A 12,382-nucleotide genomic window follows, 5' to 3' on the forward strand; every position below is an offset into this window, starting at 1 on the left:
GTCCGGCCGTTGCAACCATGCGAACGCATCGAAGTGCGCCACTGGTATCCCAATCGGTCCTAGACTCACTCCATGCCTGATATCGACGTCAAGCCGCGGAGCCGGGTCGTCACCGACGGGATCGAAGCAACCACCTCGCGTGGGATGCTGCGTGCCGTCGGGATGGGGGACGAGGACTGGGAGAAGCCGCAGATCGGCATCGCCTCGTCCTGGAACGAGATCACCCCGTGCAACCTGAGCCTCGACCGGCTCGCCCAGGGCGCCAAGGAAGGCGTCCACGGCGGCGGCGGGTACCCCCTGCAGTTCGGCACCATCTCCGTCTCGGACGGCATCTCGATGGGCCACGAGGGGATGCACTTCTCCCTCGTCTCCCGTGAGGTCATCGCCGACAGCGTCGAGACCGTCGTGAACGCCGAGCGCCTGGACGGCACGGTCCTGCTCGCCGGCTGCGACAAGTCGCTCCCGGGGATGCTCATGGCCGCCGCGCGGCTCGACCTCGCGAGCGTCTTCCTCTACGCGGGGTCGGTCATGCCCGGCTACGTGAAGCAGGCCGACGGCTCGATGAAGGAAGTCACGATCATCGACTCCTTCGAGGGTGTCGGCGCCTGCAAGGCCGGCACCATGAGCGAAGAAGAGCTCAAGAAGATCGAGTGCGCGATCGTCCCCGGTGAAGGTGCCTGTGGCGGCATGTACACGGCGAACACGATGGCGTCGGTCGCGGAAGCACTCGGGATGTCGCTCCCGGGCTCCGCCGCGCCGCCCAGCGCCGACCGCCGCCGCGACTACTACGCGCACCGCTCCGGCGAGGCCGTCGTGAACATGCTCAAGCACGGCATCACCGCTCGTCAGATCCTGACGCGCGAGGCGTTCGAGAACGCGATCGCCGTCGCCATGGCACTCGGAGGCTCGACCAACGTCGTGCTGCACCTGCTGGCGATCGCCCACGAGGCCGAGGTCGAACTCAGCCTCGACGACTTCAACCGCATCGGCTCCAAGGTCCCGCACCTGGCGGACATGAAGCCCTTCGGCAAGTACGTCATGGTCGACGTCGACCGCAACGGCGGTATCCCCGTGATCATGAAGGCACTGCTCGACGCCGGCCTGCTGCACGGTGACTGCATGACCGTGACGGGCAAGACCGTCGCCGAGAACCTCGCCGAGATCGACCCGCCGGAGCTCGACGGCGAGGTGTTCCGCAAGCTGGACAACCCGATCCACGAGACCGGTGGCCTGACGATCCTGCAGGGCTCCTTCGCGCCGGAGGGCGCCGTGGTGAAGACCGCGGGCTTCGACGCATCGGTGTTCGAGGGCCCTGCGCGCGTGTTCGACCGCGAGCGCTCCGCGATGGACGCCCTCACCGAGGGCAGGATCCAGAAGGGCGACGTCGTCGTCATCCGGTACGAGGGCCCCAAGGGCGGTCCCGGCATGCGTGAGATGCTCGCCATCACCGCTGCCATCAAGGGCGCTGGCCTCGGCAAGGATGTACTACTCTTGACCGACGGACGATTCTCAGGCGGCACAACCGGCCTGTGCATCGGCCACATCGCACCGGAAGCAGTGGACGCAGGTCCAGTTGCATTCGTGCGCGATGGCGACCGCATCCGTGTCGACATCGCGGCTCGCTCGCTCGACCTACTGGTCGAGCCTGCCGAGCTGGAAGCCCGCCGTGACGGCTGGGCTCCGCTGCCCCCGCGCTACACCCGCGGAGTCCTCGCGAAGTACGCCAAGCTCGTGCAGTCCGCCGCCAAGGGCGCGGTCACGGGCTAGCGTTCGACACCCGCACCACCGCCATCTCTCCAGGCAAGGAACCCTTCATGCCCACGGAAGCCACACCGCTGTCCGCGGCCACCGGAGCGCGTCGCACTCCCGAGGTCCTGACCGGCTCGGGAGCCGTCCTCCGGACCCTCGAGCACCTCGGGATCACCGACGTCTTCGGGCTGCCCGGCGGCGCGATCATCCCGTTCTACGACGAACTCATGGCGTCGAAGACGATCCGCCACATCCTGGTCCGCCACGAGCAGGGCGCCGGTCACGCGGCCGAGGGCTACGCGTCCGCGTCCGGCAAGGTCGGCGTCGCCATCGCGACGTCCGGCCCCGGCGCGACGAACCTCGTCACCGCGATCGCCGACGCCTACATGGACTCGGTGCCGTTCATCGCGATCACCGGCCAGGTGTTCTCGACGCTGATGGGCACCGACGCCTTCCAGGAAGCGGACATCGTCGGCATCACCATGCCCATCACGAAGCACTCGTTCCTCGTGACCGACCCGGCCGACGTGCCGGCGACCTTGGCCGCCGCGTACCAGATCGCGACGACCGGCCGCCCGGGTCCCGTGCTGGTGGACATCACGAAGGACGCCCAGCAGAAGTCGGCGCCGTACGTCTGGCCGCCCAAGATCGACCTGCCCGGCTACCGGCCGGTCACCAAGGCGCACGGCAAGCAGATCACCGCGGCCGCGCAGCTCCTCGCCGGTGCCGAGCGTCCGGTGCTCTACGTCGGCGGCGGTGTCGTCCGCTCCCGCGCGACGGCCGAACTGCTCGCGTTCGCCGAGGCCACTGGTGCGCCCGTCGTCACGACGCTGATGGCTCGCGGGGCCTTCCCGGACTCGCACCCGCAGCACCTCGGCATGCCCGGCATGCACGGCACCGTCCCCGCGGTGCTCGGCCTGCAGGACAGCGACCTGATCGTCGCGCTCGGCGCCCGGTTCGACGACCGGGTGACCGGAAAGGCCGACGAGTTCGCGCCGGACGCCAAGGTCGTGCACGTCGACATCGACCCCGCCGAGATCTCGAAGATCCGCTTCGCCGACGTCCCGATCGTGGGCGACGCGCGCGAGGTGCTCATCGACCTGCTCGACGCGTGGGGCGGCATCCCCGTCGAGGACCGCGCGTCGACGGCCGACTGGTGGACGAAGCTCCGCCAGCTCAAGGTCGACTTCCCGCTCGGGTACGCGGAGCCCACCGACGGACTGCTCGCCCCGCAGGCGATCATCCGGCGCATCGGCGAGCTCACCGGACCAGAGGGCATCTACGCCTCCGGGGTCGGCCAGCACCAGATGTGGTCGGCGCAGTTCATCCAGTACGAGCGCCCGAACGCGTGGCTGAACTCCGGCGGCGCCGGGACTATGGGCTACTCGGTCCCCGCCGCCATGGGGGCGAAGGTCGCCGAGCCCGACCGGGTGGTCTGGGCGATCGACGGCGACGGCTGCTTCCAGATGACGAACCAGGAACTCGCGACCTGTGTCATCAACGACATCCCGATCAAGGTCGCGATCATCAACAACTCGTCGCTCGGCATGGTCCGGCAGTGGCAGACGCTGTTCTACGACGGCCGCCACTCCTTCACGGACCTGGAGACCGGCCACTCGACGCGTCGTGTCCCGGACTTCGTCAAGCTCGCCGACGCCTACGGTGCGCTCGGCATCCGGGTCGAGAAGGCCGACGAGGTCGACGCGGCGATCAAGCTCGCCCTCGAGACGAACGACCGGCCCGTGGTGATCGACTTCGTCGTGAGCCGTGACTCGATGGTCTGGCCGATGGTCCCGCAGGGGGTCAGCAACTCGTCCATCGAGTACGCCCAGGCCCTCGCTCCCACCTGGGACGAGGAAGACGCCGACATGACGGGGGAGACCGCATGAGCCACGTCCTGTCCCTCCTGGTCGAGGACAAGCCGGGTCTGCTGACCCGCGTCGCCGGGCTCTTCGCCCGCCGCGGCTTCAACATCGAGTCCCTCGCCGTGGGCAACACCGAGGTCGCTGGCCTGTCCCGCATCACGGTCGTCGTCGACGTCGAGGACCTGCCGCTCGAACAGGTGACCAAGCAGCTCAACAAGCTCGTCAACGTCATCAAGATCGTCGAACTCGACTTCTCGCAGTCGGTCCAGCGCGAGCACATGCTCGTGAAGGTCCGTGTCGACAACCAGACGCGCTCGGCCGTGCTCGAAGCAGTGAACCTGTTCCGCGCCCAGGTCGTCGACGTCGCGAACGACTCGCTCATCGTCGAGGTGACCGGTGACCCCGGCAAGATCCAGGCGATCCTCCGCGTGCTCGAGCCCTACGGCATCAAGGAGCTCGCCCGAGCGGGCCTCCTCGGCATGGGCCGCGGACCGAAGAGCATCACCGACCGGGTGCGCTGAGCGCCATCCGGCCCCGAACGAACCACAACCAAGGAGATCACGCACCGTGACTGACATCGTGTACGACGCCGACGCCGACCTGACCCTCATCCAGGGCAAGAAGGTCGCGGTCATCGGCTACGGATCGCAGGGCCACGCCCACGCCCTCAACCTCCGCGACTCCGGCGTCGAGGTGAAGATCGGTCTGCAGGAGGGCTCGAAGAGCCGCCAGAAGGCCGAAGAGGCGGGCTTCGAGGTCCTCACTCCTGCCGAGGCCACCAAGTGGGCCGACGTCGTCGTGATCCTCGCGCCGGACCAGGTCCAGCGCATCGTCTACAAGGACGACATCGAGCCGAACCTCAAGCAGGGCGCGACCCTCGTCTTCGGCCACGGCTTCAACATCCGCTACGGCTACATCGAGGCACCGGAGGGCGTTGACGTGTCGCTCGTCGCGCCGAAGGGCCCCGGCCACACCGTGCGCCGCGAGTACGAGGCCGGCCGAGGCGTCCCCGTGATCGTCGCCGTCGAGGTCGACGCCTCCGGCTCCGCCTGGGACCTCGCGTGGTCGTACTCCAAGGCGATCGGCGGCCTCCGCTCCGGCGGCATCAAGACCACCTTCACCGAGGAGACCGAGACCGACCTGTTCGGTGAGCAGGCCGTCCTCTGCGGTGGCACGTCGCAGCTCATCCAGTACGGCTTCGAGACCCTCGTCGAGGCGGGCTACCAGCCGCAGATCGCCTACTTCGAGGTGCTCCACGAGCTCAAGCTCATCGTCGACCTCATCTGGGAGGGCGGCCTCACCAAGCAGCGCTGGTCGATCTCCGACACCGCCGAGTTCGGTGACTACGTCTCCGGCCCCCGCGTGATCTCGCCCGAGGTCAAGGAGAACATGAAGGCGGTGCTCGCCGACATCCAGGACGGCACCTTCGCCAAGCGCTTCATCGACGACCAGGACGCCGGCGCCCCGGAGTTCAAGGCGCTCCGCGAGAAGGGCGAGGGCCACCCGATCGAGGCGACCGGTCGCGAGCTGCGCAAGCTGTTCGCGTGGAAGCAGTCGGACTCCGACTACGTCGACGGTTCCGCAGCGCGGTAGTCTTCCCCAGACCACTCGACGACGAGGCGGCGGTGTGCACCCGTGCACCGCCGCCTCTCGATGTGACCCGAACGTTATGCAGCAGCACTCCAACACCTCCGACGCCGTCGACCGGCGTCCCTCAGGCGACGCGCAGCGCGTTGCGCGACATGCGTCGTCCATGGCGCCCGCACGGTGGCAGAACCGTACCGATCGGCATGGGATGATCGACGGATGGCGGTGACGAAGCGAGCGGTCCACATCGGCGCCGGCAAGATCGGGCGCGGATTCGTGGGCCAGTTCCTCGTGGCCAGCGGTTACGAGTTGACCTTCGTCGACGTCGACGAGCGGGTCGTCCAGGCCCTCAACGAAGCCGGTCGCTTCGTGGTGCACGAGGTCGGCGAGATGCCGGTCGAGCACCTCGTCTACGGGTTCCGCGCGCTCAGCAGCAAGACCGACCGCGACGCCGTCGTCCGGGCGATCGCCGAGGCGGACGTCGTCACCACGGCCGTCGGTGCCCGCACGCTGCCGCTCGTCGCGCCGGTCATCGCCGAAGGGCTCGCGGCGCGGCCGCTCGAGCGCGGTGACGTCACGATCGTCGCGTGCGAGAACGCCTTCAACGCGACGGACTCCCTGCACGCCAGCATCCGTCGTGCCCCGATCCTCGAAGACCGCGACATCGCCGCCGTCTTCGCGAACTGCGCGATCGACCGCATCGTCCCCGACCAGTCCGGCGTGCTCGGGCAGTCCGGCGGACTCGACGTCGTGCTCGAGCCGTTCTACGAGTGGGTCATCGAGCGCACCCCCTTCGCGAGCTCGGACGCCGAGCCCCCGGAGATCGAGGGCGTGACCTGGGTCGACGACCTCCAGCCGTTCGTCGAGCGCAAGCTCTACACGGTGAACACGGCCCACGCGACGGCTGCCTACCACGGCTACGTCCGCGGGATCCGGCTCATCCGCGAAGCGCTCGAGGACACCGCAGTGAAGGCCGAGGTCGACGGCGTCCTCGCGGAGACCACGGCGCTCCTCATCGCGAAGCACGGCTTCGACCCCGAGGAACACGCGCGCTACGTGGCCGCGAACCTCTCCCGGATCGCGAACCCGCACCTGCCGGACACCACCGTCCGCGTCGGTCGGAACCCGCTCCGCAAGCTCGGGCGCCGCGAACGCTTCGTCGGGCCGGCAGCGCAACTCGCCGAGCGCGGCCTCCCCGTGGAGCACCTGCTCGGCGCCGTCCGCGTCGCGCTCGAGTTCGACGACGAGAACGACCCCGAGTCGATCGAGCTGCACGCGTTGCTCCGGTCGGGGGCCACGGCACACGCGCTCACCGAGATCCTCACCGGTCTCATGGAGAGCCACCCGCTGTTCCCGTCCGTCCGGGACGTCGTCGCCGAGGTGCTCGAGTCCCAGGCTGCCGACGCCTGACCGGCGTCGTCGGCCGGGCGTCCGGTCCCGAGGTCGCCACGTCTCTCGTAGAATCGTGGGCATGACCCCGGCACCTCCCGCACACGACGACGCCGCGGCGTCCCCGCCGGACGGCGCGCTCGACCACGACGACGACGCAGCCCTGCAGTGGGGCGACGCGGACGACGCCACCCACGTCGACGCCGCGCACAACCCGGTCCGCGTCAAGGCACGCCGCGAGCACGACCCCGAGGAACCGCTCGGTTCGAGCGCACTCGTCGGCATGGGCGTGTTCGGTGGCATCTACCTGCTCTACACGGTGGCGTGGCTCGTCAGCGCGAGCCTCCTCACCGTCACGGGCTCCGGTGTCGCTGGCATCGTGTCCGAGGTGATGCGCGTCCTCGCGATCATGGCTCCTGCCTTCTGGTTCGCGGCCACGCTCTGGCTCGGGCAGGGGAGCAGGAACCGCACCAAGTTCGTCTGGCTCCTCATCGGGGCGGTCGTGCTGATCCCGTGGCCGTTCATCATGACCAGGAGCTTCGGGTGAGCGCCGCCGTCTCCGAGCGGCCGCGCACGGTCACCGTCGGCAAGGCGGTCGTCTGGGGTGTCGCGGCCGTGTGCCTGGCGTACGTGACCTGGCAGGCCGTCGGCAACCTCGTCGGCGTCTCGAAGTCCGTGTCGGACTTCAACGAGTTCGTCCGGAAGAACGGCGGCACCGGCCTCGAGACGTCGACGCCGTGGGTGGCGCTCGTCCTCGACGTGCTGATCGCGCCGGCCGCCTTCGTCGCCGCCTGGCTGGTGTCGCGCCGGATGGACCTGGTCCGCACGGTCGTCGTCTTCGTCGCCGCGCTCTGCGCGGTCTCCGCGCTCTGGTTCACGCTCCTGCAGTACGTGTCCTCGACGCTCCGCATCGGTTCCTGACACCGGACTGGAGGCCCGTGGCGACGCCGCCACGAGCCTCCAGTCCGTCTTTCGGTTCTCCACAGGGCTCCTGCCGCGGTCGTAACGGCCTGCTCGCGTCGATACGATGGTGGGATACCGCCCGTCTCGTGTGAGGAAACAGCAGCTGTGCCGAAGCCGGTCGTCCTGATCGCCGAAGAACTCTCGCCCGCCACAGTCGACGCCCTCGGGCCCGACTTCGAGATCCGGAACGTGGACGGCACCGACCGATCCGCACTCCTGGCCTCCCTCGCCGACGCGCACGCCATCCTGGTGCGCTCCGCCACCAAGGTCGACGCCGAAGCGATCGCCGCAGCCCCGAACCTCAAGGTCGTCGCCCGTGCGGGTGTCGGCCTCGACAACGTCGACATCAAGGCGGCCACCACGGCCGGCGTGATGGTCGTCAACGCCCCGACGTCGAACATCATCTCGGCGGCCGAGCTGACGGTCGGGCACATCCTGTCGCTCGCGCGTCACATCCCGGCGGCGCACGCATCGCTCGCGGCCGGCGCGTGGAAGCGTTCCGCGTACACCGGCGTCGAGCTCTACGAGAAGACCGTCGGCATCATCGGCCTCGGCCGCATCGGCGCGCTGATCACCCAGCGCCTGCAGGCCTTCGGCGTCTCGGTCATCGCGTACGACCCCTACGTCACCACCGCCCGTGCGCAGCAGCTCGGGGTGGAGCTCGTCTCCCTCGACGACCTGCTGCGGCGCGCCGACTTCGTCACGATCCACATGCCGAAGACGCCGGAGACGCTCGGCATGATCTCGGACGACCAGTTCGCGATCATGAAGCCGACGGCCTTCGTCGTGAACGTCGCCCGCGGTGGCCTCATCGACGAAGACGCGCTGCACCGTGCGCTCACGTCGAACCAGATCGCCGGTGCCGGCCTCGACGTCTTCGTGTCGGAGCCCCCGACGGACTCGCCGCTCGTCTCGCTGCCGAACGTCGTCGTCACGCCGCACCTCGGAGCGTCCACTGACGAAGCACAGGAGAAAGCGGGCGTCTCGGTCGCCAAGTCGGTGCGGCTCGCCCTCGGCGGGGAGCTCGTGCCCGACGCGGTGAACGTCGCCGGCGGCGTCATCGACCCGTACGTGCGCCCCGGCATCCCGCTCGTCGAGAAGCTCGGCCAGGTCTTCACGGCCCTCGCCACCTCGCCGGTGACCAGCATCGACGTCGAGGTCCACGGCGAGCTCGCGGAGTTCGACGTCAGCGTCCTCAAGCTGGCGGCGCTCAAGGGCGTCTTCACCGACGTCGTGAGCGACCAGGTGTCCTACGTCAACGCCCCGCTCATCGCGGAGCAGCGCGGGGTCAGCGTGCGGCTCATCACCGACTCGGACAGCCCGGAGTACCGCAACGTGCTGACGATCCGTGGCGCCCAGTCCGAAGGCCCGGCGATCAGCGTCTCCGGCACGCTCACCGGCCCGAAGCAGGTCGAGAAGCTCGTGGAGATCAACGGCTACGACGTCGAGGTGGCACTCGACAAGCACCACGTGGTCATGGACTACACCGACCGGCCCGGCATCGTCGCGGTCTACGGCAAGGAGTTCGGCGAGGCGGGCATCAACATCGCCGCCATGCAGATCGCGCGGCACTCGGCCGGTGGTCAGGCGCTCAGCGTCCTGACCGTCGACTCGCCGGTGCCGGCGGACATCCTCGAGCACGTCCGTTCGACGATCGACGCCTCCTCGCTCCGCGAGATCGACATCACGCTCTAGGGGAGCACTCATGACGCAGACGCTCAAGCTCGCCGTCATCCGTGGTGACGGCATCGGACCAGAGGTCGTGGACGAGGCCCTCAAGGTCCTGCACGCCGTCACCCCGGACGACCTCGTCATCGAGGAGACCCCGTTCTCGCTCGGAGCCACCCGGTTCCTCGAGACCGGCGACATCCTGACGGACGAGGACATGGCTGCTGTCGCGACGCACGATGCGATCCTGCTCGGCGCGGTCGGCGGGGATCCCCGTGATCCCCGCCTGGCCGGCGGCATCATCGAGCGTGGGCTGCTGCTGAAGCTGCGGTTCGCCTTCGACCACTACGTCAACCTGCGTCCGACGAAGGTCTACGACTCCGTCGTCACACCGCTGGCCTCCCCGGGGGACGTGGACTTCGTCGTCGTGCGGGAAGGCACCGAGGGGCCCTACGTCGGCAACGGGGGAGCGATCCGCGTCGGCACGCCGCACGAGATCGCGACCGAGGTCTCGGTGAACACGGCGTACGGCGTCGAGCGCACCGTGCGGTACGCGTTCGACCTGGCGGACCGTCGTCCCCGCAAGCACCTGACGCTCGTGCACAAGAGCAACGTGCTCGTGAACGCCGGGGCGCTCTGGCAGCGCACGGTGGCCGCGGTCGGGGCGGAGTACCCGGACGTCACCGTGGACTACCAGCACGTCGACGCCGTCACCATCCACATGGTGCGGGAGCCTGCTAGGTTCGACGTCATCGTCACCGACAACCTCTTCGGCGACATCATCACCGACCTGGCCGGCGCGATCAGCGGCGGCATCGGTCTGGCGGCCTCGGGCAACATCAACCCGGACGGCACCTTCCCCAGCATGTTCGAGCCGGTGCACGGATCCGCGCCGGACATCGCGGGTCAGCAGAAGGCCGATCCCACGGCCGCCATCCTCTCCGTCGCACTCCTCCTCGACCACATCGGTCGGGGTGACCTGGCGACGGCGGTGACACGGGCGGTGGAAGCGGACCTGGCTGACCGGGGCACCACGCAGCGTCGCACGTCCGAGATCGGCGACGCCATCGCCGCCGCGGCCACAGCGCGCACCACCACCGCCTGAAAGGGAGCCACACCGATGAGCACCGAGACAGTCTTCGGACTCGAGTTCTCCACCACCCCGTCCGCCGAACGCCGTGCCGAGGCGGAGCGCGAGACGATCCTGGCGGACCCGGGGTTCGGCAAGCACTTCACCGACCACATGGCCACCGTCGAGTGGACGCTCGACGCCGGCTGGCACGACGCCTCGATCCACCCGTACGGGCCGCTCTCGCTCGACCCCAGCGCCAGCGTGCTGCACTACGCGCAGGAGATCTTCGAGGGCTTGAAGGCGTACCGCCACGCCGACGGCTCGGTGTGGACGTTCCGTCCGGAAGCGAACGCGAAGCGGTTCCAGCGCTCCGCCCGCCGGCTCGCGCTGCCGGAGCTGCCGGTCGAGGTGTTCGTCGAGTCCATCCGGCAGCTGGTCCGGACCGACGTCGACTGGGTACCGGGTGCCCCGGAGACGAGCCTGTACCTGCGGCCGTTCATGATCGCCACCGAGTCGTTCCTCGGGGTCCGTGCGGCGCAGGCGGTGTCCTACCACTGCATCGCGAGTCCGGCCGGCGCGTACTTCACGTCCGGGCCGAAGCCGGTGTCCATCTGGCTGTCGTCGAACTACGCCCGTGCGGGTCGGGGCGGCACCGGTGCTGCCAAGACCGGCGGCAACTACGCCGCCTCGCTGCTGCCCCAGCAAGAGGCGTACGAGCACGGCTGCCAGCAGGTGATGTTCCTCGACTCCGAAGAGGGCAAGTACCTCGAAGAGCTCGGCGGCATGAACGTCGTGCTCGTGAAGGCGGACGGCACGCTCGTGACGCCCGACTCGGACTCCATCCTCGAAGGGATCACGCGCGACTCGATCCTGCAGCTCGCGGAAGACCGCGGCCTGCGGGTCGAGCGGCGTCGGGTGACCCTCGACGAGTGGCGTGACGGCGTCGCGGACGGTTCCATCACCGAGGCCTTCGCGTGCGGCACCGCCGCCGTGGTGACCCCGATCGCCGAACTCCGTGGCGACGGCTTCACGATCGGCTCGCCCACCGTCGGTGCCGGCGAACTGACGATGTCCCTCCGAGAAGAGCTCACCGACATCCAGTCCGGCCGTCGTCCCGACCCGCACGGGTGGATGACCAAGCTGACCGACGCGTCCTGATCCCGGCTCGGCGTCGGTAGGGTCGAACGGTGAAGATCGCACGGTTCAGCAGCAAGGGTGAAGACCCCCGGTACGGCATCCTCGACGAGCGCGCTCTGGTGGTGCTCGCGGGAGACCCGATGTACCAGGGCTTCGAGACCACGGGGGAGCGGGTGCCCCTGTCGGAAGCGAAGCTCCTCGCACCGGTGATCCCGCGCTCCAAGGTCATCGGCGTCGGACTCAACTACGCCGAGCACGCCGACGAGATGGACGACGTGTCGGGTGACGACCCCGTGGTGTTCCTCAAGCCGAACACCTCGGTCATCGGCCCGGACGACCCCATCCGTCTGCCGGAGGGTGTCGGCCGCGTCGACCACGAGGGCGAACTCGCCATCGTGATCGGTTCGCTCGCGAAGAACGTCACGCGCGAGGACTTCGCGAGTGTCATCCTCGGGTACACGATCGCGAACGACGTGACCGCCCGTGACCTCCAGGCCCGCGACGGCCAGTGGACCCGGGCGAAGGGGTTCGACACGTTCTGCCCGCTCGGCCCGGTGATCGAGACCGAGATCGACCCGTCGGACATCCGTCTCGAGACCCGCGTCGACGGCGACCTGCGCCAGGTGGCGTCCACGAGCGAGATGGTGCACGACATCCCGTCGCTCATCGAGTTCGTGTCGTCGATCTGGACGCTCCTGCCCGGGGACGTCATCCTCACCGGGACCCCCGCCGGCGTGGGGGAGATCCGCGACGGCGAGGTCGTCGAGGTGACGATCTCCGGCATCGGCACGTTGAAGAACCCGGTCATCGCCCGCAAGTGACGACCAGACCGAGGGCCCCGCATCCACCCGGATGTGGGGCCCTTCGTCGTTCGACGACACCTGTTCCCCGTCGTTCCGGGCGACACGCCGTCGTGCAGCCCCGGTTTGCCCGATCCGCGGATCGTGCGTAG

11 protein-coding genes are annotated in these 12,382 nt (G+C 69.0%); all 11 read left to right on the forward strand.

The annotated features are described in order from the left end of the window. Positions 1-72: 72 nt before the first annotated feature. The 11 genes from ilvD to ACEN9V_RS19315 all read left to right on the forward strand — a co-directional run bounded on the left by ilvD (position 73) and on the right by ACEN9V_RS19315 (position 12,251). Complete coding sequence (gene ilvD / locus ACEN9V_RS19265; protein WP_413601638.1) at positions 73-1,767, forward strand: dihydroxy-acid dehydratase; 1,695 nt, start codon at positions 73-75, stop codon at positions 1,765-1,767. 47 nt (positions 1,768-1,814) lie between these two features. Next, positions 1,815-3,638 (forward strand): acetolactate synthase large subunit, encoded by a 1,824-nt coding sequence (locus ACEN9V_RS19270; RefSeq protein WP_402730054.1) that lies wholly within the window; start codon positions 1,815-1,817, stop codon positions 3,636-3,638. Further along, positions 3,635-4,135: an acetolactate synthase small subunit gene (gene ilvN / locus ACEN9V_RS19275; protein ID WP_144763790.1), complete on the forward strand. Its 501-nt coding sequence runs from the start codon at positions 3,635-3,637 to the stop codon at positions 4,133-4,135. The genes ACEN9V_RS19270 and ilvN overlap by 4 nt, the downstream gene beginning before the upstream one ends. Before the next feature lie 46 nt (positions 4,136-4,181). After that, positions 4,182-5,207: a ketol-acid reductoisomerase gene (gene ilvC, locus ACEN9V_RS19280; RefSeq protein ID WP_402730055.1), complete on the forward strand. Its 1,026-nt coding sequence runs from the start codon at positions 4,182-4,184 to the stop codon at positions 5,205-5,207. A 213-nt stretch (positions 5,208-5,420) separates the two neighbouring features. Then, positions 5,421-6,611 carry a mannitol-1-phosphate 5-dehydrogenase gene (locus tag ACEN9V_RS19285; protein ID WP_402730056.1) on the forward strand — a complete coding sequence of 397 codons (1,191 nt, stop codon included), beginning with the start codon at positions 5,421-5,423 and terminating at the stop codon, positions 6,609-6,611. Between the two features lie 61 nt (positions 6,612-6,672). Continuing rightward, on the forward strand, positions 6,673-7,137 hold the full coding sequence (locus ACEN9V_RS19290) for a hypothetical protein (RefSeq protein WP_281264924.1): 465 nt from the start codon (positions 6,673-6,675) through the stop codon (positions 7,135-7,137). Next, positions 7,134-7,511, forward strand: a complete 378-nt coding sequence (locus ACEN9V_RS19295; RefSeq protein ID WP_281264923.1) for a hypothetical protein — start codon at positions 7,134-7,136, stop codon at positions 7,509-7,511. The genes ACEN9V_RS19290 and ACEN9V_RS19295 overlap by 4 nt, the downstream gene beginning before the upstream one ends. 147 nt (positions 7,512-7,658) lie before the next feature. Further along, complete coding sequence (serA, locus tag ACEN9V_RS19300; RefSeq protein WP_281264922.1) at positions 7,659-9,248, forward strand: phosphoglycerate dehydrogenase; 1,590 nt, start codon at positions 7,659-7,661, stop codon at positions 9,246-9,248. A gap of 10 nt (positions 9,249-9,258) precedes the next feature. After that, positions 9,259-10,326 carry a 3-isopropylmalate dehydrogenase gene (locus ACEN9V_RS19305; protein WP_413601639.1) on the forward strand — a complete coding sequence of 356 codons (1,068 nt, stop codon included), beginning with the start codon at positions 9,259-9,261 and terminating at the stop codon, positions 10,324-10,326. 15 nt (positions 10,327-10,341) lie between these two features. Further along, on the forward strand, positions 10,342-11,451 hold the full coding sequence (locus ACEN9V_RS19310; RefSeq protein ID WP_413601640.1) for a branched-chain amino acid aminotransferase: 1,110 nt from the start codon (positions 10,342-10,344) through the stop codon (positions 11,449-11,451). A gap of 29 nt (positions 11,452-11,480) precedes the next feature. Further along, entirely contained in the window at positions 11,481-12,251 is a 771-nt protein-coding gene (locus tag ACEN9V_RS19315; protein WP_281264919.1) for a fumarylacetoacetate hydrolase family protein, read from the forward strand. Positions 12,252-12,382 lie beyond the last annotated feature (131 nt).

The organism is Curtobacterium sp. Curtsp57 (assembly GCF_047324335.1).
In the GTDB taxonomy this organism is placed as follows: Bacteria; Actinomycetota; Actinomycetes; order Actinomycetales; family Microbacteriaceae; genus Curtobacterium.